At 70.1% G+C, this 21,291-nt stretch carries 23 protein-coding genes; 5 read left to right on the top strand and 18 right to left on the bottom strand.

Features of this window, described 5'->3' with window-relative positions:
- Positions 1-4: 4 nt before the first annotated feature.
- From AB0J55_RS44680 to AB0J55_RS44660, 5 genes are all read right to left on the bottom strand, one after another.
- A complete protein-coding gene (locus AB0J55_RS44680) occupies positions 5-961 on the bottom strand; it encodes an N-acetylmuramoyl-L-alanine amidase (RefSeq protein WP_364263938.1) in 957 nt (318 codons plus the stop codon).
- A 63-nt stretch (positions 962-1,024) separates the two neighbouring features.
- On the bottom strand, positions 1,025-1,900 hold the full coding sequence (locus AB0J55_RS44675) for an A/G-specific adenine glycosylase (RefSeq protein ID WP_364263935.1): 876 nt from the start codon (positions 1,898-1,900) through the stop codon (positions 1,025-1,027).
- A 9-nt stretch (positions 1,901-1,909) separates the two neighbouring features.
- Positions 1,910-2,845, bottom strand: a complete 936-nt coding sequence (locus AB0J55_RS44670; RefSeq protein WP_364263932.1) for a nucleotide disphospho-sugar-binding domain-containing protein — start codon at positions 2,843-2,845, stop codon at positions 1,910-1,912.
- Positions 2,846-2,890: 45 nt separating this feature from the next.
- On the bottom strand, positions 2,891-3,382 hold the full coding sequence (locus tag AB0J55_RS44665; RefSeq protein ID WP_364263929.1) for a carbonic anhydrase: 492 nt from the start codon (positions 3,380-3,382) through the stop codon (positions 2,891-2,893).
- 100 nt (positions 3,383-3,482) lie between these two features.
- A complete protein-coding gene (locus tag AB0J55_RS44660) occupies positions 3,483-4,583 on the bottom strand; it encodes a LacI family DNA-binding transcriptional regulator (protein ID WP_033261626.1) in 1,101 nt (366 codons plus the stop codon).
- 189 nt (positions 4,584-4,772) lie between these two features.
- Between AB0J55_RS44660 and AB0J55_RS44655 the strand changes: the two genes are divergently transcribed.
- The 3 genes from AB0J55_RS44655 to AB0J55_RS44645 are packed head-to-tail and all read left to right on the top strand — an operon-like array spanning position 4,773 to position 7,408.
- On the top strand, positions 4,773-5,681 hold the full coding sequence (locus tag AB0J55_RS44655) for a zinc ABC transporter substrate-binding protein (RefSeq protein WP_364263925.1): 909 nt from the start codon (positions 4,773-4,775) through the stop codon (positions 5,679-5,681).
- 2 nt (positions 5,682-5,683) lie between these two features.
- The gene (locus AB0J55_RS44650; RefSeq protein WP_364263922.1) at positions 5,684-6,529 is read left to right on the top strand and encodes a metal ABC transporter ATP-binding protein; all 846 of its coding nucleotides are present in this window, start codon (positions 5,684-5,686) and stop codon (positions 6,527-6,529) included.
- 3 nt (positions 6,530-6,532) lie between these two features.
- Positions 6,533-7,408: a metal ABC transporter permease gene (locus AB0J55_RS44645; protein WP_364263919.1), complete on the top strand. Its 876-nt coding sequence runs from the start codon at positions 6,533-6,535 to the stop codon at positions 7,406-7,408.
- Here the strand turns inward: AB0J55_RS44645 and AB0J55_RS44640 are convergent.
- Together AB0J55_RS44640 and AB0J55_RS44635 are read right to left on the bottom strand one after the other, a co-directional pair.
- Positions 7,405-8,613: a DUF445 domain-containing protein gene (locus tag AB0J55_RS44640; protein WP_364263965.1), complete on the bottom strand. Its 1,209-nt coding sequence runs from the start codon at positions 8,611-8,613 to the stop codon at positions 7,405-7,407. The genes AB0J55_RS44645 and AB0J55_RS44640 overlap by 4 nt on opposite strands.
- A 37-nt stretch (positions 8,614-8,650) precedes the next feature.
- On the bottom strand, positions 8,651-9,904 hold the full coding sequence (locus tag AB0J55_RS44635) for a DUF445 family protein (RefSeq protein WP_364263916.1): 1,254 nt from the start codon (positions 9,902-9,904) through the stop codon (positions 8,651-8,653).
- Positions 9,905-9,985: 81 nt separating this feature from the next.
- Between AB0J55_RS44635 and AB0J55_RS44630 the strand changes: the two genes are divergently transcribed.
- Both AB0J55_RS44630 and AB0J55_RS44625 read left to right on the top strand, forming a co-directional pair.
- Positions 9,986-10,900, top strand: a complete 915-nt coding sequence (locus AB0J55_RS44630) for a hypothetical protein (RefSeq protein WP_364263913.1) — start codon at positions 9,986-9,988, stop codon at positions 10,898-10,900.
- Between the two features lie 170 nt (positions 10,901-11,070).
- A complete protein-coding gene (locus AB0J55_RS44625; RefSeq protein ID WP_364263910.1) occupies positions 11,071-11,721 on the top strand; it encodes a class II aldolase/adducin family protein in 651 nt (216 codons plus the stop codon).
- A 52-nt stretch (positions 11,722-11,773) separates the two neighbouring features.
- Here AB0J55_RS44625 and AB0J55_RS44620 read toward each other — a convergent pair whose 3' ends face one another.
- From AB0J55_RS44620 to AB0J55_RS44570, 11 genes are all read right to left on the bottom strand, one after another.
- On the bottom strand, positions 11,774-12,445 hold the full coding sequence (locus AB0J55_RS44620; protein WP_364263907.1) for an HD domain-containing protein: 672 nt from the start codon (positions 12,443-12,445) through the stop codon (positions 11,774-11,776).
- A gap of 73 nt (positions 12,446-12,518) precedes the next feature.
- Positions 12,519-13,157, bottom strand: a complete 639-nt coding sequence (locus AB0J55_RS44615; RefSeq protein WP_364263904.1) for a hypothetical protein — start codon at positions 13,155-13,157, stop codon at positions 12,519-12,521.
- Between the two features lie 2 nt (positions 13,158-13,159).
- Positions 13,160-14,173, bottom strand: a complete 1,014-nt coding sequence (locus AB0J55_RS44610; protein WP_364263901.1) for a hypothetical protein — start codon at positions 14,171-14,173, stop codon at positions 13,160-13,162.
- A gap of 182 nt (positions 14,174-14,355) precedes the next feature.
- Positions 14,356-14,937: a transglutaminase domain-containing protein gene (locus AB0J55_RS44605; protein WP_364263899.1), complete on the bottom strand. Its 582-nt coding sequence runs from the start codon at positions 14,935-14,937 to the stop codon at positions 14,356-14,358.
- Between the two features lie 73 nt (positions 14,938-15,010).
- A complete protein-coding gene (locus AB0J55_RS44600; protein WP_364263896.1) occupies positions 15,011-15,616 on the bottom strand; it encodes a histidine phosphatase family protein in 606 nt (201 codons plus the stop codon).
- A 72-nt stretch (positions 15,617-15,688) separates the two neighbouring features.
- On the bottom strand, positions 15,689-16,051 hold the full coding sequence (locus tag AB0J55_RS44595) for a hypothetical protein (protein ID WP_364263893.1): 363 nt from the start codon (positions 16,049-16,051) through the stop codon (positions 15,689-15,691).
- Between the two features lie 16 nt (positions 16,052-16,067).
- Positions 16,068-17,501 (bottom strand): MBOAT family protein, encoded by a 1,434-nt coding sequence (locus AB0J55_RS44590; protein ID WP_364263890.1) that lies wholly within the window; start codon positions 17,499-17,501, stop codon positions 16,068-16,070.
- A 51-nt stretch (positions 17,502-17,552) separates the two neighbouring features.
- Positions 17,553-18,509, bottom strand: a complete 957-nt coding sequence (gene rlmB, locus AB0J55_RS44585; protein WP_364263887.1) for a 23S rRNA (guanosine(2251)-2'-O)-methyltransferase RlmB — start codon at positions 18,507-18,509, stop codon at positions 17,553-17,555.
- 29 nt (positions 18,510-18,538) lie between these two features.
- Complete coding sequence (cysS, locus tag AB0J55_RS44580) at positions 18,539-19,927, bottom strand: cysteine--tRNA ligase (protein WP_364263884.1); 1,389 nt, start codon at positions 19,925-19,927, stop codon at positions 18,539-18,541.
- Between the two features lie 43 nt (positions 19,928-19,970).
- Positions 19,971-20,657 carry an HAD family hydrolase gene (locus AB0J55_RS44575; RefSeq protein WP_364263881.1) on the bottom strand — a complete coding sequence of 229 codons (687 nt, stop codon included), beginning with the start codon at positions 20,655-20,657 and terminating at the stop codon, positions 19,971-19,973.
- A 57-nt stretch (positions 20,658-20,714) separates the two neighbouring features.
- On the bottom strand, positions 20,715-21,110 hold the full coding sequence (locus AB0J55_RS44570) for a PPOX class F420-dependent oxidoreductase (protein ID WP_364263878.1): 396 nt from the start codon (positions 21,108-21,110) through the stop codon (positions 20,715-20,717).
- Positions 21,111-21,291: the final 181 nt, after the last annotated feature.

The following is a 21,291-nucleotide window of genomic DNA, read 5'->3' as shown; positions in this document are numbered from 1 at the left end:
CCCTTCAGGCCCGGGCGAGGTCCGCCCGCCAAGCCGCTGTCGACCGGTCCGAGGGGACGATCAGTGGCCACACGTCGGCGCCGAGGAACCCGGTTTCGTCGGTCACCTTGGTCGCGGTGCACGTGTGGCGCGGCAATCCGGCCTGAACGGACAAAGCGGCCACCGCGTCCTTTGTGGACTGACCGAAGACGCCGTCCGTCGGCACGCCGAAACCGGACTTCCGCAGGAACTCCTGCGCCAGCTGCACCCTGCGACCCGTGTCACCCGGCTTGAGCAGTGGCCACTCGGCTTCGGCGCGTGCCACCGCGACACCCAGGATGCGGCCGACGGCGGTCCGCAGCTCCGGCAGCCGGTTGTAGAGCACCTGGCCGGGGCATTCGGTCGTGTTGAAGTCGCGGTGGCCCTTGATGAACTCCGGCGCGATGCCGTACTGGTGGGCGATGTAGGCGACGAGCGAGACCAGCGAGTTCCACAGGGCCGCCGGCACGTCCACCGTGCTGTACAGGCCTTCGTTCTCGATGCCGATGACCTCGCTGTTGTGGTTGCCGACGTTCGCGCCCTGGACGTGCTGCGTGCCGCCGCGCAGGATCTCCAGGCTGCGGTGCCTGCCCTCGGTGATGAACCCGCCGCGGCTGTTGGTGAACTGCTGGCCGCTGTCGATCCAGCCGTTCTTGTCCATGTGCAAGTTCTGGATGAACCTTGCGACGTAGAACGCGCGGGCCAGCGAGAAGTCGTTGTTCATCGGCGGGTCGACCGCGTGGTGCACGACGATGTACGTCGGCTTGTGGTTCTCCACCACGATCGGCCCGGCGGCGGGCCGGGCGCCCCATTCGGAGCAGCCGTGGATCGTCGGTGTCGGCACGGCCGCGGTGGCCGTCCCCGTGGTCGTCATCCCCAGTGCGCCGGCCGCGGTTGCGGTCACCCCCGCTTTGAAGAGGGTCCGGCGGTCAACAGTGACCATGCGTGAAACGGTAACTCCGGAACGCGCCGATGACAACTATTGACCAACTTTGGTCGCAGTGCGTCAGTGCTCGCCTGGCAGGGCGAAGAGGCCGTCGCGGGTCTGCTCCAGCAGGCCGTCGACCAGCAGGGAGTCCAGGCAGCGGTCGCGCTGGCCGCCGTCGTGCCACACCAGGTCGAGTTTCGCCTTCTCGACCGGGCCTTCGCTGCCGCGCAGCACGTCCAGCAGCCGGCCGCGGACGTACCGGTCGGTGCCCGCGTACCGCTGCACCGGCTTGGCCGGGCCGGTGTACTCCGGCCGCCCGGCCAGCTGCCACGCGCACTCGTCGTAGATCGGGCAGTCCGCGCATTTCGGTGCGCGTGCGGTGCAGATCAAGGCGCCCAGTTCCATGATCGCCGCCGAAAACCGGGCCGCCGGTGCGTCCTCGGCCGGCAGGAGCGCCTCGACGTCGTTCATGTCCCGGGTGTTCGACGCGGGCCCGGCGTCCCCGGCCCCGTGCACCGCCCGCGCGACGACCCGCCGCACGTTCGTGTCGACCACCGGCGCCCGCCGCCCGTAGGCGAACGCGGCGACGGCCCGCGCGGTGTAGGCCCCGATCCCGGGCAGCGCGAGCAGAGTGTCCACATCGGACGGAACGACGTCCCTGTGCTCCTTCGCGATGACGCCGGCGGCCTCGTGCAGCCGCAGGGCCCGGCGCGGGTAGCCGAGCTTCCCCCACGCCCGCACGACCTCGCCCTGCGAGGAGGCGGCCAGCGCGGAGGGCACCGGCCAGCGCGCCATCCACTCGTGCCAGATCGGCTGCACCCGGATGACCGGGGTCTGCTGGAGCATGATTTCGCTGACCAGGACGCCCCAGGCCGAGCAGGTGGGCTCGCGCCACGGGAGATCCCGGCCGTTCGCGGAGAACCAGTCGAGCAGTACGTCAGCGTCCACAGCCACGCCGGGAGGCTACTTCGCGTGCTTCGGCAGCTCGCGAGCGACCTCGTCCGGCGACGGCATGGCGGCGATCTCGTCGGCGACCGCCCGGGCCGCGTCACGGCAGGAGAACGCCTTCCGGGCCTGTTCGGCGACGGCGTCCGCGCTCAGCTCGCCGGGCAGGAGGCGCACCGCGGCGCCGGCGGCGAGCAGGGCTTCGGCGTTGGCGAACTGGTCGGCGCCCTGCGGCAGGACGAGCTGCGGGACGCCGGCGGCGAGCGCGCCCAGCGTGGTGCCGCTGCCGCCGTGGTGCACGACCAGGTCGGCGTGCGCGATCGCCGCGGCCTGCGGCACCCAGGCCCGGGCGGTCACGTGCGCCGGCTGCGGCCCGAGGGCCACCCCGCCGGTCGCCACCACGACGTGCGTGCCGAGCGTGGCCAGGCCCTCGATCGCTGTCGTGAGCACCTCGGGGGTGCCGAACGCGGTGCCGAGCGTCAGGTAGATCAGCGGCCGCCGGAACTCGCCCGGCTCGGCGAACGGCACGGGCCGCAACGGGATGCGCCCGGCGGTCGCGAGGAAGTCCGCGTCCTGCAGCGACGGCGGGCAGATGTCGAGGTGCACGCCGCCGGAGGGGCGGTCGAACCCGATGCCGTCGGGGATCATCCGGCCGAACCCGTGCCACAGCGCCGGGATCCCGGCCCGCCGGGCGGCGACGGCGACCTCGGGGACGCCCCACCCGTGCACGACCAGGTCCGGCCGCAGCCGCTTCAGGTCCGGTTCGAGGTCCTCGGCGTAGATCTCGTAGAAAGAGTCCGCGGGCCGGAACGGGTTCAGCCCGTGCAGCGAATCGTGGACGTGCTCGCCGGCCGCGAAGTGCACCTCGTGCCCGACGTCCCGCGCCGCGACCGCGAGCGGGACCATCGGGTACGTGTGGCCGGCCGACGCCAGCCCGGCGAAGAGAATGCGCATGCCGCCCCCATTCGGATGTTCACAACATCCGAATGCTAGCGGCTGCTACTTGACCTCGGTCAGCTTTCCGGTCTTCACGTCGTAGACGAACCCGCGCACGTTCTCGGTGTGCGGCAGGTAGGCGCTGCGCCGGACCCGCTCCATCGAGGTCTTGACGCTGTTCTCGACGTTGCGGAACGCCTCGACCGACCACGTCGGCCGCAGCCCGCTGGCCTCTTCGAGCTCGTCCTTGAAGTCGTCCTCGGTGACCATCGAGAGGCCGCACTCGGTGTGCTGGACGATCAGCACTTCGCGGGTGCCGAGCTTGCGCTGCGACAGCGCCAGCGAGCGGATCATGTCGTCGGTGACCACGCCGCCGGCGTTGCGGAGGACGTGCGACTCGCCCTGCAGCAGGCCGAACAGCTCGAACACCCGGATGCGGGCGTCCATGCAGGTCAGGACGGCCACCTGCAGCGACGGCTTCGGGGACGACCGGTCACCGGGCGTCACCTCGCCGAGTTCTTGGTTGCGCTTGAGCAGTACGTCGATCGAGGTCATCGGTCACCTTCCGGCCAGTGGCCCCGCGGCGCGGGCTAACCACTCCATTTGACCGGGTGACTACCCCGATGAGCAATGCGCTAAGAGCAATGTCACCAGCTCAGCCCCCGAACCAGGGCTCCTCGACGGTCCGCGGCGGCGCCGACGTCCGGCCGACGCGCAGCTCGGTCGGCAGGGTGATCACCTTCGGCGCGCTCCGCTCGCCCGAGCTGAGCAGCAGCCGTCCGGCCGTCTTGCCCTTCTCCAGCACCGGCTGGTGGACCGTGGTGAGCCCGATCCGCTCGGCCTCGGCGATGCCGTCGAAGCCGGTCACCGTCAGGTCCTGCGGCACCCGCAGCCCGCGCCGCTCGGCCTCGGCCATGGCGCCGAGCGCGAGGATGTCCGAGGTGCAGATCACCGCCGTGATCTGCGGATACGCGTCCAGCAGCTGGCGGGCCGCGGACGCGCCGTCGTCCACCGTGTGGTCGAACCGCTCGACCACCGGGACGCCCGCCCAGTCGACGCCCGCCGCCGAGAACGCCACGGCCAGCGCCTCCAGCCGGGTGCGCTGGACGTGGAAGTGCGCGCCGCTCTGCCGCGTCGCCGAGACGAAGTCGTCGTTGCGCTCGCGGGCCAGCCGCATGCAGATCACGCCGACCTGCCGGTGCCCGAGGGAGACCAGGTGCTCGGCGATCTTGCCGACCGCGGCGGCATCATCGGGGCCGACGCGGTCGATGCCTTCGAGACTCGGCTGGTCAATGATCACCGTCGGCACCGGCCGCTCCAGCACCGCGGCCAGGTGCGGGTCGTCGTCCGGCACCGAATAGACGACGAAGCCGTCGACACCCGCGCGGTGGACCGCGGCGACGTCTTCGCGGCCCGGGCTGGCCGGCACCAGGTGCAGGCCGACGCCGGCGTCTTCGCAGGCCAGCGCCAGTCCTTCGAGGACGCCGACGGCCGCGGGGTCGCGGAAGGCGTAGGAGAGGTTCTCGGTGAGCAGCAGCCCGACCGCGCCCGCCTTGCGCGTGCGCAGGGAGCGGGCCACCGGGTCGGGGCCGGGGTAGCCGAGGCGCCGCGCGGTCTCGAGGACGCGGCGGCGCAGTTCCGGGGACAGCTGGTCCGGCCGGTTGTAGGCGTTGGACACCGTGGTCCTGGACACACCGAGCTCCGCCGCGAGCGACGCCAGCGTCGCCTGCCTCCGGGTGCGAATAGGACGGCCCATCAGCAAACCGTAACGGTTCAGATCGAATTCATGAAGAGACACCCCGCGTGGTCGATGTCTCGATCCGCATGCACGAAGACGCATACACCAAAGCGGGATCGGATGGCCAGAAAGTCATCCGGATGGGGTAAGGTGAATCTGACAACGGTTTCCATTAGCGTCTCGAGCGTCCCCCAGGAGAGTTGCCCGATGAGTTCCCGCCGCACCACGAGCGTGCTCGCCGCCGCTTCGGCCCTGTCCGTCTTCGCCCTGGCGGCGTGCTCCGGTGGAACCTCCGACGGCAGCGGCGCGCAGGCCGGTGGCGACGGCAGGATCAAGGTCGTCGCCTCGACCGACGTCTGGGGCAGCGTGGCCGGCGCCGTCGGCGGCGACAAGGTCGAGGTCAAGTCGGTCATCCACGACCCGTCGGCCGACCCGCACTCGTACGAGACGACGGCCGACGACGCGCTCGCCGCGAAGGGCGCGCAGCTGCTGCTGTCCAACGGCGGCGGCTACGACGAGTTCTTCGGCAAGCTCGCCGACCAGGCCGGGGACGCGAAGAAGCTGGTCGCCTACGACATCGCCGCGACCGGCGACGAGAACGAGCACGTCTGGTACGACCTGCCGGGTGTCGACAAGGTCGCCGACCAGCTCGCCGCGCAGCTCGGCGAGCTGCAGCCGGCGTCGAAGCAGCTCTTCGCCGACAACGCGACGGCGTTCAAGGCCAAGGTCGACGCCCTGGAGAAGCGGCTCGGCGAGCTCGGCGCCACCCACCCGGGGACGAAGGTCGTCGTCACCGAGCCGGTCGCGCACTACCTGCTCCGGAGCGCGAAGCTGACGGACGCGACGCCCAAGGCGTTCTCCGACGCCGTCGAGAACGACACCGACGTCCCGGCCGGCGCGGTGAACGAGTACAAGCAGCTCATCGCCACGAAACAGGTCAAGGCGCTGATCAACAACGCCCAGACGGTGACCCCGCTGACCCAGGACGTCGTCGCGCAGGCGAAGGCCGCCGGGATCGGCGTGGTGGACGTGACCGAAACGCTGCCCGCGGGCGTGACGGACTACATTGGCTGGATGACCGGGGAAGTCGACGAGCTGGCTGGGGCGTTGAAGTAGCCATGGCACTGGTACCCGACGACGTACGTCCCGCGGTCCGGGTCCGCGGGGCGGGCCTCGCCTTCGGCCCCCGGACCCTCTGGTCGGGGCTGGACCTCGTCGTCGAGCCGGGGGAGTTCCTCGCCGTGCTCGGGCCGAACGGCTCCGGCAAGAGCAGCTTCCTCAAGGCGCTGCTGGGCATGCAGGACCTCTCGGCGGGCACGGTGGAGATCGCCGGCGGCCGCCCAGGCGGCGCGAACCGCAAGGTCGGCTACATCCCGCAGCAGCGCGCGATCGACGAGTCGCTGACGCTGCGCGGCGTCGACCTGGTCGGCCTGGGGCTCGACGGCCACCGCTGGGGGCCGGGCCTGCTCGGCATGGCGGCCCGGCGCCGGCGCGTCACCGACGCGATCGAAGCCGTGGGGGCCACCAGGTACGCGAAGCAGCCCGTCGGCCGGCTGTCCGGCGGCGAGCAGCAGCGGCTGCGGGTGGCGCAGGCCCTGGTCGGCGACCCCGAGGTGCTGCTCTGCGACGAGCCGCTGCTGTCACTCGACCTCGCCCACCAGCGCGCGATCAGCGAGCTGATCGACGCCCGGCGGCGGTCGGCGGGCACGGCCGTGCTGTTCGTGACGCACGAGATCAACCCCGTGCTGCCCTTCGTCGACCGGGTGCTGTACCTGGTCAACGGCCAGTTCCGGGTCGGCAAGCCGGACGAGGTGATGACGACGGAGACGTTGTCGCAGCTGTACGGCACCCGGGTCGAGGTGCTGAAGGTCGGCGGGCAGATCCACATCGCGGGCGCGCAGAGCGCGTTGTGCGAGGGGGAGCCGCACCACCACGAACACGACGTCGAAGAGCAAGTGGGCTGAGTCTTGGATCTGTTCGACTTCGGCAAGACCTGGGACCTGATCACCCAGCTCGAAGGTGTCCAGACGGCGCTGCTGGCGTCCGCGATCCTCGGCCTGGTGGCCGGGGTGATGGGCCCGCTGATCGTGATGCGGCGGATGTCGTTCGCGGTGCACGGCACGTCGGAGCTGGCGTTCACCGGCGGCGCGGCGGCCCTCCTGCTCGGCATCGGTGTCGAGTACGGCGCCCTGATCGGCGCGGTCGTGGCGGCGCTGCTGCTGGGCATCCTGGGCGCGCGTGACGCCGACCGCGACTCCGTGATCGGTGTGATCCTGTCGTTCGGCCTCGGCATGGGCGTGCTGTTCCTGTCCTTCTACAAAGGACGGTCGGGGAACAAGTTCGGCATCCTGACCGGGCAGATCATCACGATCGACTCGACGAACCTGACGTTGTTCGTGGTGTCGTCGGTGGTGGTCCTGGCGGTGCTGGCCCTGGTCTACCGGCCGCTGCTGTTCGCTTCGGTGGACCGGAACGTGGCCGTGGCGCGCGGGGTCCCGGTGAAGACGCTGACGGTGGTGTTCGCGCTGCTGGTGGGCGTGTCGACGGCGCTGAGCGTCAAGGTGGTCGGCTCCCTGCTGGTGGTGGCGCTGATGGTGACCCCGGCGGCCGCGGCGGCGCGCGTGACGGCGTCCCCGTGGAAGGCCACGGTGCTGTCGATCGTGTTCGCCGAGGTGTCGGCCATCGGCGGGATCCTGCTGTCGCTGGCCCCCGGCCTGCCGGTGAGCGCGTTCGTGACGGCGATTTCGTTCCTGATCTACGTCGCGTGCCGGGTCCTGGCCTGGCAGCGGGACCGCCGGACGCGCGTGCGCCCGGTGGAGCCGGCTCTCGTCGCGGCGGCCTAACCCAGCATCAGCAGGACCTGCAGCTCCCCGACGAACCCGCCGATCACCGCGCCGACGGCGATCAGCTTCCACTCGTCCTGGCGGAACGCCGGCCGCAGCAGGCCCTCGAACTCCAGCGGGGTCAGGGCCAGCATCCGCTGCTCGATCACCTTCGCGACGTCCATCGCCTCGGTCAGGTAGCCCTCGGCGTAGCGCGCGGTGTCCGGGAGCTGCTCCAGCGCCTTGCGGGCCGCCGCGTGCTTCATCTCCTTCAGCCGGGGGCCGCCGACGGTCCACGCCAGCGGCATCTGCGCGTCCACCGACTCCGACACCACGTTCTCCACCAGGGCGGCCAGGCGGTCGGCCCGGGGGCCGCGCAGGACGGCGTCCAGCAGGTTCTGCACCGTCAGGACCTCGGTCGCGATCAGCTCGCCGTACTGCCGGGCGACCTCGGCCCGGCGCCGCTGGAACTTGCCCTGGAAGATCACCCGGCCGATGCGGACCGGCTCGCGCGGGACGAAGATCAGCTTGATCGCCAGCCAGTCGGTGAACAGCCCGATCACGCCGCCGAAGACCGGCAGCACCCACGGCTCGCGCGTGACCGCCCAGACGATCGTCTGCACGAGGCCCAGGCCGAAGCCGAAGTAGATGCCCATCCTGGCGATGAATGCCATCTCCGGGCGGGACGTCTCGCGGATCAGCCGGACCAGCAGTTTCTTGTCCCGGGTCAGCCGCTGGACCGTCATGTGCTGGACGTCGAGGACCTCGTCGAGGTGCTCCCGGACGTCGTCGACGAACTCCCGGACCAGCCGCGGCGCCGCCGCCTGGACCTGCTTGATCAGCATCTCCTGCGCCAGCGTCGGCAGCACCTCCCACAGCCGCGGGTGGTGCTCGGCGATGACCTCGCGGGCGATGTGGTCGACCGCGCGCAGCAGCGGCTGCTCCAGCTCGCTGGTGATGATGACCGGGTCGATCCGCGCGAGGACCTCGCGGATGTCGAGGAGGTTCGCCGTCAGCAGCTCGGTGGCGACCGCGGCCATCCGGCCGCCGTGCTTCGGGACGACGCCCTGCCAGCCCAGCAGCGGCGGGATGCCGACGAAGTCCAGCGGCCGGAACATCATCTCGATGGCGACGCGCTTGGTGACGTACCCGATCAGGGCCGCGATGAACGGCATCGCCGCGTACAGCGGCCAGTGCAGGGCGAGGTCGTGCAGGACCGCGTCCACCTGCGACCTCCTCACGCCGAGATCGAAACCGTACCGGCTACCCGAGCAGGGCGAGCACCTGCAGTTCCCCGACGAGCCCGCCGATCACCGCGCCGACGGCGATCAGCTTCCACTCGTCCTGGCGGAAGGCCGGCCGCAGCAGCTGCTCGAACTCCAGCGCGCTCAGCTTCCGCATCCGCTCGACGATCGTGTTGCGCACGTCGAGGGCGTTGACCGCGTAGTCCTCGGCGTACCGGATGGTCTCCGGAACGCGTTCCGCGGCCTTCGCGGCCGCTGTCTGCTTCATCTCCTGGAACCGTTTCGTGCCGACGGCCATGGCGACGAACGGCTTGACGACGCTCGCCTGCGCGTCGATCGTCTTCTGCACCTCGCGGGTGATCAGCGCGAACAGCCGGTCGGACTTCGGGCCGCGCAGCACGGCTTCGAGGAGGTTCGGGATGGTGATGATTTCGCGCGCGATCATGTCGCCGTAGTCGGCGGCGACCTGGTCGCGGCGCTTCTGGAAGACGCCCTGCCAGGTGTAGAGGCCGAAGAACCGGCGCGGCTCACGCGGCAGGAAGATCATCTTGAGGGCGAGCCAGTCGGTGAGCCAGCCGATGCCGAGGCCGAACAGCGGCAGCACGATCGGCGACTTCGTCAGCGCCCAGACGACGAGCTGCACGCAGCCGAGGGCGAACCCGAACCCGATGCCCGAGCGGGCGATGAACCGCATCTCGGGCCCGGAGATGTCCCGGATCAGCCGGTTGAGCAGGGCCTTGTCGCGGACGAGGTTCGTCACGACCATGTGCTTGAGGTCGAGGACGTCCTCGATGTTGCCGGCGATCTCCCGCATGATCTTGGTGATCGCCTTCGGCGCCTCGGCCTGGACGCGCTTGAGCAGCAGCTGCTGCGCGCTGTTCGGCAGCACCTCCCACAGCCGCGGCTGGTAGGTCTCCATCACCTCGCGGGTGACTTCCTCGACCACCCGCAGCAGCGGCTCTTCGATCTCCTTCGCGACCTGCGCGGGGTCGAGCCGGGCGAAGATCTCCTTCGGGTCGACGAGGTTGGTGGTCAGCATTTCGGTGGCGGTGGCCGCCATCCGCTCGGCGTTCGCCGGCAGCACGCCCTGCCAGCCGAACGGCTTGACGCCGACGAACTCGAGCGGCCGGAACATCATCTCGATGGCGACGCGCTTGGTGACGTAGCCGATCAGGGCCGCGATGAACGGCATGGTGACGTACACCTGCCAGTGCGTGCCGAAGTCCACGCGGCGCACGTTAGCGGCTCGCGCCCGACCAGCGCGGAATGCCATGCGTCACGGGGGGTTACCGAAATAGTGATGCATCCTTTTGGCGGTACGTCCGGACGGGCTATTGCTCATTAAGGTGGCCCGATGGTCGCGCCTGAGAAGCCCCAGTCCGCCCCGAAGACCGCCCAGTTCGCCGTGGGTGTCCGCGGCTACAACCAGCGTCAGGTCGACGAACGCCTCGCCGAGCTGAACAAGGACCTGCGCGAGACGTCCCGCAGCCGCGACGAAGCCGTCGCGACGTCCGCGGACCTCACGAAGGCCCTCGCGTACGCGCAGAAGGAGCTGGCCGAGACGAAGGCCGCGCTGGCCAGGATGAGCTCGAGCCCGTCGGGCGCGGGTGCGATGGCCGAGCGCGTCCGGATGATGATGCAGCTGGCCGAGGAGGAGATCGCGGACCTGAAGTCGGCGGCGGAGGCCGACGCGGCCTCGACCCGCGACCAGGCGGACAAGTACGCGCACGAGACCCGCCGCACGGCCGACAAGCTGGCGAAGGACGCGGAGGAAGAGCGAGCCCGCCTGCTGTCGGAGGCCAAGGCGGAGATCGAGAAGCTGAACGCGGCAGCGGGAGCGAAGCGGGTCGAGCAGGCGGCGGCGGCCGAGCGGGCGCGCAAGGAAGCGGACGCCGCGGCCGAGGCGGCGGCGGCTGCGCTGCGGGAGGAAGCGGACCGGAAGGCCGCGGAGGAGCTGGCCCAGCGGAAGAAGGAGTTCGAGGCGGAGTTCGCCCGGAAGAAGGCCGAGACCGAGGCGGCTCTGGAGTCGGCCCGGTCCCAGCAGGCGGAGGCGGACCAGAACCGGAAGCTGGCACTGGACCTGCGGTCGAAGGTGGCAGAGCGCATCGCGGCGACGGATGTGGCGGTGAAGGAGGCCATGCGGCTGCTGGCACCGGTGGAGGAGACGGGCGGGGAGCGGAAGCCGGCCCCGAGCCCGGCTCCGGTTGCTGCGGGGAAGGCTCCTGCTCCGGCTGGGAAGGCTCCGGCGGCGCCCGCTGGGAAGGCGTAGCGGCTGCGGCGAGGTCTCGGTTGGGCCGACGAGGGGTTCGGTTATCCACATCGCCTTGAGTTGTCCACAGATTTCGCGAGCCGGCGTTTGCGCAGCTGGGAGCCGATAGACTGGACCAGGGACGCCCCCCGGGGACGGGTGGGGGCCGTGTCTGGGCCAGAGTGGTGCGCATGATCCTCGAGACCGAGCGGGCCGCCGTGTGCGGCTATGCGCGCCGGATGGTCGGTGACGGCCTGGTCGTCGGTACCTCCGGGAACGTCTCCGTGCGGGCCGGCGACCTCGTCGCCGTCACGCCGACCGGGGTCGCCTACTCGAGTCTCACGCCCGCCGACATCCCGGTCGTCGATCTCGGTGGGCAGGTCGTCGACGGTGCGCTGAAGCCGACCAGTGAACTGCCGATGCACCTGTCCGTGTACTGGGACGTGCGTGATCCGGACGGGGAGCCCGTCACCGCCGTCGTCCACACGCATTCGCCGCACGCCACCGCCGTCTCGACGCTCGTGCGTGAAGTTCCGCCGATCCACTACATCCTCGCCACGATCGGCCCCTCCGTGCGCGTCGCGCGCTACGCCACCTACGGCACGCCGGAGCTCGCCGCCGCCGTGCTCGAAGCCCTTGACGGGCGGCGGGGCTGCCTGATGGCCAACCACGGCACCCTCACCTACGGCGACGGCCTCGAGGCCGCCTACCACCGCGCCCAGCAGCTCGAGTGGGCCTGCCGCGTGTGGCTGCTCGCGCAGGGCGCCGGGCGGCCCAGCCTGCTGCCGCCGGCCGAGGTCGCCAACGTCGTCGATCGGCTGCGCGGGTACGGCCAGGGCTGATCAGCGCAGGACGAAGGCGGCCCTCCGGCCGTGTCCGGTCCTGGCGAACCGCTCAGGACGCCAGCGCGTCGACGGCGTGCACCGCGTCCAGCAGTTCCACGACCGTCGGGTCGTCGACCGCCTCCTTGATGCACTGCCACAGCTGGAGGTTCGCCGTCGCCCAGCGGGAGTACGTCGCGGCCGCCTCCGGGTTGTAGAAGTAGAACCCCTCGTCGTGGACGTCGCACTGCTCGCCGACGATCTTGTGCGCCAGCTCGCGCAGGCTCAGCCCGTTCTCGCGCAGGTACCGGTGGGCCAGCACCACCGGTGTCACCGGCAGCGCCTTGAACAACGTGTCCGCGTCGCTCAGGGCCTGCGCTTCCAGCGAGATGTCCCGGCCGCGGGTGGCCATTTCCGCCTCGTCGACGATTTCGTCGATCCACCGCGCGATCCGCGGCGGGACGCCGCATTCGGCGAGGATTTCCCGCCGCAGGCTCCGGCCCGCGGCGGCGGGCGAGTTCCGGAGCACCAGGTAGTTGACGTCGTGCACCAGCGCGGCGACCTCCACCACCGCGACGTCCGCGCCGTTGTGCCGGGCGAAACCGGCCGCCTTCGCACGGACGAAACTGACGTGGTGCCAGCCGTGGAACGGCAGCCGCTCGGCGTACTTCCGGCAGAGCCGGTGGACCCTTTCTTCGACGGCGCCGACGATCACGTGGTCGATCGTGCTTTCCTGCGTGCGCATACACCTCTCCCATCCCGGCCGTGGTGTTCAGACGGGTGGAGTAATGGTAAGCGCCGCTGACGCCGGTGTGTAGCTAGATGCGGTCGGCCAATTCCCCCAATCGGACCTCAACCGGAACGTGACGATGGCCTGTACCACTGGCCGGGTCGAAAGAGAGGCTGAAACTGCTCACCGGCCGTGATTTCACCAGGAAAGTCATCGTTCCGGTGGCGGCTTCGGGGATGCGGTGGAATTCGTGGGCCAGCATGGTGGCGCAGACCCCGGCCTCGCACAACGTCCGGCGCCGCAGCCGCGCGGACGCGATCAGCCCGGTGCCGGCGTCGATCGTCGTTTCGTACCGCTCGTGGAGGTAGTTCCCACGGAGGATCGTGGTGCAGAAGTGGTACCTGTGGTTGTGCACCGAATCCGCGTACCCTTCCCGCCAGTCCTTCTGCGCCTTGTATTCGTGCAGCCAGAAGGAAAACGGGTCGGACGGCGAATCGAGCAGGCACCAGGCGAAGTGGGTGGTCGTTTCGCGGGACGAGCGCAGCACCTTGGTGGCCTGCGCGGCGGACAATGCGCGGAGCTGCGAGCGCAGCTCCTCCCGCAGGCCGGGCTGGGCGGCCCACGGCCGGAACCAGCCGTCGACCGCGCGCCAGTCCGCGGCGAGCGGGAAACCGGCCGTGCGCAGGCGCGTGGCCAGTTCGGAGAGGGGGGACAGGCGGGTGAGCAAGGTCAGCTCCCTAGCTCGGCGACTGCGGAGAACTCCGCGCGGAAGGCGTGGAACTTGCCCTCCAGCTCGCGGAACTGCTCCTCGGACAACGGGGATCCGGTGATCTTCTCGAACAGCGCCAGGAAATCCGTCCGCGTCGTCGCGGACGTGATGCGGAAGTGGCGGCCGGTCCGGGACTGCGAGACGCGCACGAATTCGGCGCGTTCCATGTTGTAGAGGAAGGAACCTTCGGTGAATCGCAGCGACCGCGGGTACAGCTTGGTGGCGCCGCGGACGTCGCTGTAGAGCGACACCCACACGCTGTCGTCGAACATCTCGAGCCGGTCCAGCGGCGGGTCGGCGACCACGGTGATGTCGACCTGCGCGCAGCGGCTGCGCGCCAGGAAGAGGCCGACCAGCCCGATCCGGATCTCCTCTTCGAGCCGGGTCTGGATCTGTTCGTAGTCGACGTCGCCGGCTTCGCGGCGCAGCAGGTAGCGGGCGCGCCCGCTGATCGAGCTGGCGTCACGCGGATCGGCGATGACGGCGCGCAGTTCCCGTTCGGTGCGGGAAAGCAGCAGGCGGGCGGCCGCGTGCCGCCCGGAGAAGCCGCGGAAGAAGTACTGCCTCGTCGCGTCGAGGTCGGCCATCAGGGCCCGGTTGAACGCGGGATCGGGCTCCGTCGTCGCCTCGAACACGTCGGTGGGGAAGAACTCCTTGTTCAGCGCCCGGTATTCGGCGCTGAGGTCTTCGAGCGCGCGCCTGCTCTCCTCGATCACCGGCGTCACGAGCGCCTTCTGCGAGGCGCTGGCCGTGATGAGCGTCTGGCCGAAGCCGACGATCGCGGAGATCAGGGTGCCGGTGCCCAGCGAAGTCACCAGGTTCTTCCCCGTGCCGGGGTCCATCAGGCCGGCGATCCACAGGCTCAGCCCGGCGACCACGACGAGCACCGTGAGGAGCAGGCTCGTCCTGGTCCAGAAGATCTCCTGGAGTGGGGTACGGCGAAGGCGTCCGCCAGCCGCGGCCACGTGCTTCACCTCCCTCGAACCACCCGAACGGAGGTATTCACAAAGTGTCTGTTCGAGCGCGGGGAGTTACTTTACGCGCCTGACGGTGTCGGCGAAATAAGAAGTTCGGGGGACAAGACTGACGGACAGACGTCACTCTCGGCAATAATTCACCGGGTCGGCGAATATTCCGAAAATCCGGGAATCCATGATCAAAGAGTGCGCGGCAGCCCGTTTTCGTACCAGCCGGGGCCGGGTGGGACGGTCATCAGGAAATCGACGACGACCGCGGCCGGCGCCGGGTGGATCTCCGGGTGGTCGCGTTCGCCGCGGGCGGTGTCGACCGGCCAGGCCAGTTTTTCCTCGTCGAGCGAAAACTCGCCGCGGGCGCCCGTCCGGTTGCCGCGGGCGTCGAGGCGGGACCATCTGCCGTGCAGGTACACGGCATTCAGCCCGTGCAGCGCGGACAGCTCCTGGTAGCAGAACCCGGCCGGAATCCCTTGTGCCCGCAGCAAAGCGGCGAGCAGGTGGGCCTTCGCGTGGCAGATCCCGACGCGTTCGCGCAGGACGTCCGATGCGCGCCAGGTGACCCGCGGGTCACCGGCGTCGATCACGTGCTCGATTTCGTCCCGCACGAAGAGGAACGCGGCCTCCGCGCGTGCGGCGGCGTCGTCGCTGGCCGGCCGGAGGGTGTCGAGGAGGGCGTGGATCGCCGGGTGTCCGTGGTCGATGACGGCGTCCGCGGCGAGGTAGTCGCTCGGCCGATCGGAGGTGGGGAACGGAACGGGACTCATCCGGGCATCCTGACAGGTTGGGCCATCCGGGGGAGAGTCGTTTTCGGTGGCGGATACGCTCCGCGTTCTGCGGCTACGGAACGTAAAAGTCGGGTGGGAAGCCGGTCCAGCGCAGTTCGGCGGGCAGGTGGCTCAGGTCGTTGTAGGTCAGCAAGGCGGCGGGGTGTCCCGGGGAGTACTGGAGAACGGTGAGGCCGGCGTTGGCGTGGCTGAAGGTGAGCCAGCGCCAGGGCGGCGCGTCCTGGGCGGCGCGGACGAGCCAGCCGATGAGGAAGTTGTGGGTGACGAGGACCTGGTAGCGCGGTTCGGAGCCGGGTACTGGACCGGTGAAGCGTCGTTCGGCTTCGGTGGCTCGTTCGCCGTCGGGTTGGGGGAACTGGCGGGCGAAGGCCAGGAGGAGGTCGCCTGAGGTCTCGGGGAGTTCTTCCCGTTTCGGCGTGTAGGGGACGAAGTCGTCGGCGGCTTCCTCGACGTGTTGCGGGACGCCCGGGAGCTGGGTGGCGATGAGGGCGGCGGTCTCGGTGGTGCGGGGAAGGGGCCCGTGGTGGATCGACGTCACCGGGACGTCCCTCAGGCGGCGGCCCAGGAGGACGGCTTGTCTCCGGCCGGCTTCGGTGAGGCGTCCGTGCCGGTCCGCTTCACCGTGGCGGGTGAGGAAGAGGTAGCGGGTGGCCAGCACGGGGTCAGGCTTTCACGCTTGCGCCGTTCGGGTGAGCGGGTTGAGCAAACTGAACGTGTGAGCGAGAGCGGGTCAGCCGATGGGGATGAGGGCGCCTTCGGGGCGTTGGCTGGGGACGAACTGGGCGCTCAGGCGGATGGGTGCGGGGTGGGGCGGGAGGACCGTCGAGGCGAACGGGGTGATCGTGAGGTCGTGGCCGCTGTTCGTGTGGAGGTGGACGCTGACGTGGACGTTGCGGTCCGCCGGGATCTCGAAGGAGACCGAGCCCCAGGAGACCACGTACTGGCGGCCGTCGATGCTTGCTATTGGGGCGTAGGCGCGGACTGTGTGGCCCAGGTGGGGGATTTCGACCGTCAAGAGGCGGCGGGGGCCGTTGTGGTTGTCCACGTACGGGATCACGCCCGGCACCTTGGCCAAGTCGACCGGATCGGTCATGAATCGGGGCTCCCGTTCAGAACTGGTAGTACAGGAATGGGCTGAACGTCCCCGTGGCGATGAGGATCGCCGCGTACAGCAGCCCCACCGTCATCACGCCGATGCGCAGCGCCGTCGCTGGGCGGCTTCTGCTCGACTCCAGCAGCGGGCCCGTCACCGGGTGGGCCGGCAGCAGGAACACCGCCAGCGCCGCCAGGAGGAGGATCATGCGCTGGTTCGTCAGGGCCTGGTCCACCCCCGCGCCCAAGCCCTCGAAGTCCGGGATCAGCATGTGGCCGATCATCGACAGCGCGTGGCCCAGGTCCTGGGAACGGAAGAACACCCAGCCGAACACCACCAGGAGCATGGTCAGGGCCCGGCGTGCGTGGCGCTTCCAGGGAGTTGCCGGGTCCAGGTCCAGGGCGAACCTGCGCTCGATCACCAGCAGGGCTCCGTGGTAGCAGCCCCACACCAGGAACGTCCACTGGGCTCCGTGCCAGAAACCCGTCAGCACGAACACTATGCACAGGTTCCGGTACGTCTTCGCCGCTCCGTGGCGGTTGCCGCCCAGGGGGATGTACACGTAGTCGCGGAACCAGCGGGACAGTGACATGTGCCAGCGGCGCCAGAACTCCGTGATCGTCACCGAGGAATACGGTCTGGCGAAGTTCTCCGGCAACCGGAAGCCCAGCATGCGGCCCAAGCCGATCGCCATGTCGGAATAGCCCGAGAAGTCGAAGAACAGCTGGAGCGTGTAGCCCACCGCTCCCAGCCACGCCGTCGCGAACGTCATCTGGTCCGGGGGGACCTTGAAACACGCCTCGACCAGGGGGCTCAGGGAGTCCGCGATGATCGTTTTCTTGCACAGGCCCAGTGCGAACCTCGGGAAGCCCGCCGCTATGTCGTCCAGGCGGTGCGAGCGCAGCTGGGGGAGCTGGTCGGCGATCTCGCGGTACCGCACGATCGGGCCCGCCACCAGCTGGGGGAACATCGCGATGTACGCCGCGAACGACACCGGGTTGCGCAGCGCCTGGCGCTCTCCTCGATAAATGTCCACCACGTAGGAGATGTGGTGGAACGTGTAGAACGAGATGCCGATCGGGACCACCAGGCTCGCCACCGGCACGCTTCCGCCGAACCAGTGGGCCACCGCCGCGATCTGCTGCGTTGCAAAACCCGCGTACTTCCAGATCAGCAGCACCGCGACGTCCAGGGACACCACCGCGATGAGGATCCGGCGACGGCGGACGCCGTTCACGTCCCAGGGGCTCGGGGCCAGCAACGGCCCCGCCAGGAAGTTCACCACCATGCAGCCCAGCAGCAGGAACACGAACCCGCCGGCGCCGATCGTGTAGAACAGCAGGCTGCCCACCGCGATGATGCCGTTGCGCCACGTCCGCGGGCACACCAGCACGGCGATGAGCACCGCCGGCATGAAGTACCACAGGAAGAGCGGCGAAACGAACGACATCGGGTCCCCTCGGTTTATCCGCGGCGACTCTAACCCGACTGGGTGGTGGTGTCAGACCCGCCCGGCGGCACGGCGTCGCCGCGCCACCTCCGCCAGCAGCACACCCGCCGCCACGGAGGCGTTCAACGACTCCACGCCCGCCGCCATCGGGATCGACACCGTCGCGTCGCACGTCTCGCGGACCAGGCGCGACAGGCCGCGGCCCTCCGAGCCCAGCACGATGACCAGCGGATCCGCCGCCAGCTCCAGCTCGTCGATGTCCACCGAGCCGTCCGCGTCCAGGCCGACCAGCATCAGGCCGTCGTTCGCCCACGCCTTGAGCTGGCGCGTCAGGTTCGTCGCCACCGCGATCGGCAGCTTCGCCGCCGTGCCCGCGCTCGTGCGCCACGCCACCGCCGTCATGCCCGCGCTGCGCCGCTCCGGCAGCAGCACGCCGTGGGCGCCGAACGCGGCCGCCGAGCGGATCACCGCGCCCAGGTTCCGCGGGTCGGTGACGCCGTCGAGCGCGACGAACAGGGGCACCTCGCCCGAGTTGCGGGCCGCCGCCATCAGGTCGTCCGGGTGGGCGTACTCGAACGGCGGGACCTGCAGGCCCAGGCCCTGGTGCACGGCCCGGTTCGTCTTGCGGTCCAGTTCCTCGCGCGGGATCTCCAGGATCGAGATGCCCTTGTCGCCGGCCAGCCGGACGGCGTCGTTCACGCGCTCGTCGAGCTCGATGTTCAGCGCGACGTACAGCGCCGTCGCCGGGACGCCCGCGCGCAGCGCCTCGACCACCGGGTTGCGCCCGGCGATCAGCTCCGGCTTGTCGGCCTTCTTCTGCCGGGCCTGGTCGCGCTTGGTCTGGGCGTTCGCCTGGCGGTAGGCCTTGTGCCCGGGACGGTCCTCCGCCTTCGGGGTCGGGCCCTTGCCTTCGAGGGCCTTGCGGCGCTGACCGCCCGAGCCGACGACGGCACCCTTCTTGGTGCCCGCCTTGCGGATCGCGCCCTGGCGCCGCGAGTTGCCTGCCATGGTGAAAGTTTCCTTGCTTGGTAACGAGATCAGTCGGACTTGACAGTCCACTGAGGACCGTTGGGGGTGTCCTCCACCACGATGCCCGCCTGCGAGAGGCGGTCACGGGCGGCGTCCGCGCGGGCGAAGTCCTTCTCGGCGCGGGCCTGCTGGCGCTCGGCCAGCAGCCCTTCGACGATCCGGGTCAGCGCTTCCTTGGTGGGCGTGTCGGAACCGCCCGCCTCGGACCAGCGCGCGGACAGCGGGTCGAGGCCGAGCACGTCGGTCATCGCGCGGACGGCCGCGGCGAACTCGAGTGCCTTCTGGGTGTCGCCCGCGTCGAGGGCGGCGTTACCGTCCCGGACCGTGGTGTGGACCACGGCGAACGCCTGCGGGGTGGCGAGGTCGTCGTCGAGCGCGTTCGCGAACGCCTCGGGGATCGTGCCCAGCGTGACCTCGCCGGACTGCGCTGCGCGGCGCAGGAACGTCTCGATCCGCCGGTAGCCCTGTGCGGCCTCGGAGACCGCGGCGTCGGAGTACTCGATCGTCGACCGGTAGTGCGGCTGGACCAGGTAGTACCGCAGCTCCGGGGCCCGGTAGCGCTCCAGCATCGCGGGGATCGAGACGGTGTTGCCGAGCGACTTCGACATCTTCTCGCCCGACATGGTCACCCAGGCGTTGTGCAGCCAGAACCGCGCGAAGGCGTCGCCCGCCGCGTTGGACTGGGCGCGCTCGTTCTCGTGGTGCGGGAAGACCAGGTCGATGCCGCCGCCGTGGATGTCGAACTCCGCGCCGAGGTACGCCGTCGCCATCGCCGAGCACTCCAGGTGCCAGCCCGGCCGGCCCTGCCCCCACGGCGTCGGCCACGACGGCTCGCCCGGCTTCGCGCTCTTCCACATGGTGAAGTCGCGCGGGTCGCGCTTGCCGCGGGTCGGCGTCTCGCCCTGCTGGACGTCCTCCAGGACCTGGCCGGAGAGCTTGCCGTAGTCGTCGAACGACTTGACCGAGAAGTAGACGTCGCCGTCCGCGACGTAGCCGTGGCCGCTCTCGATGAGGCGTTCCATCAGCTCGACCATCTGGGTCACGTGCCCGGTCGCGCGCGGGTTGATCGACGGCGGCAGGCAGCCCAGCTGCTCGTACGCGGTCTCGAAGGCGCGCTCGTGCGTCGCGCCCCACTCCCACCAGGGCCGCTCGTTCTCGGCGGCCTTGGTCAGGATCTTGTCGTCGATGTCCGTGACGTTGCGGACCAGCAGCACATCCAGTCCACTGTGGACCAGCCAGCGGCGCAGGACGTCGTAGTTCAGGACGCCGCGGACGTGCCCGATGTGCGGCACGCCCTGGACGGTGGCCCCGCACACGTAGATCGACGCCGTTCCGCTACGGACGGGGTGGAACTCCCGTACGTTCCGGGTCGCTGTGTCGAAAAGGTGAAGGGCCACCCTCAAAGGGTACGGGGTCGGGCGTGAGCGACGTCGCAGGCCCTCAAGCGACGCCGTGGTTGCGCAACGCCGTGAGCAGGGCATCCGGCCGTCCGGCCGTGGGCAGCGGGTCGACCAGCGCGAACTCGCAGCCCAGGGCGCGGGCGCCGCCGTCGGCCTCCTCGCTGTCGCCGACCATCAGGGTTTCGGTCGCCGGGACGCCGAGGGCCTGGACGGCCTTGCGGAAGATCTCCAGCTCCGGCTTGACCGCGCCGACCTCGAAGGACAGCACGAATTCGTCGACGTAGGCGTCCCACCCGCGGGCGGTGAACGCGGGCCGGATGTCGAAGGCGATGTTGCTCAGCACGCCCACCTTCAGGCCCCGCTCGGCGACGGCCTTCAGCGCGGCTTCGGTGTCCGGGTACGGCGTCCACTGGCTGGGATCGATGAGCCGGTTGTAGAGCGCTTCGGCCTGGTCGAAGTGCGGGACGCCGGACTTCTTGAGCACCTCGAGGTACACCTTCCGGTGCAGTTCCGGGTCGCGGTCGCGGTGCTGCCACGCGTGCACGTGCTCGGCGTCGAGCTCGACGACCTGCCCGACCGGGGCGGTCATCCGGCGCATCAGCTCGGCCTGCGCCTCGATGTCGAGCGGCGTGCCCTCGTGGTCGGTCAGTTCAGTGAGCCAGGACTCGTCCTGCTCGAGCCGGAAGAGCGTGCCGGAGAAGTCGAACAACACCGCCCTGATCGTCATGGGACCCAGCCTAGCGAGGTCGCGGGCGCTCTCGGGGCGCCCGCGACCGGCGTCACGTCACGCGGCGTACCCGGTGACCTTGTCCGGGACCACGCGCACGACCACCCGGACGACCTCCGGCGGTTCGGTGCGGAAGTCCTTGCCGTCGTACTTGTGCGACAGCTCGTTGATCAGCTCGCGGCCGCCCTCCTCGGTGATCTCGGCGCGGCCGCGGACCTCCACGTACTTGAGCGGGTCGTCCAGGTCGAAGACCGACAGCGAGACCCGCGGGTCGCGACGCAGGTTCCGCTCCTTGAGACGCCCGCGCACGGTGGCGAAGAGGACGGCGTCGCCGTCCCGCTTGGCCCAGACGACGGAGGTCTGCACCGAGCCGTCGGCGTTGATGGTGGCGACCACCGGGAAGTTCTTGCCGTCGAAGAGGGCCTTGGTGGCTTCGTTGAACGTCACACTCATGGTCTGGACCCTATTTCACGTTGCCGGCGATCTTCTCGGTTTTCAGGCGCACGACCACCCGCTGGACGTCGGCGCTCTCCGGGGGCGGGTCCCTGGGCGAGGTACTTGTGGCCGGTTTCCGCCGGCTGCCGTTCGGTTGGCCGCCGGGGCGCGCTCAGCGCAGCCTCACCCTCTCGGGGGG

The sequence above is a fragment of the Amycolatopsis sp. NPDC049688 genome (assembly GCF_040674975.1).
Classification (GTDB): domain Bacteria; phylum Actinomycetota; class Actinomycetes; order Mycobacteriales; family Pseudonocardiaceae; genus Amycolatopsis.
Note: the sequence above shows the minus strand (reverse complement) of the source record. Positions and strands in the feature narration are given on the sequence as shown.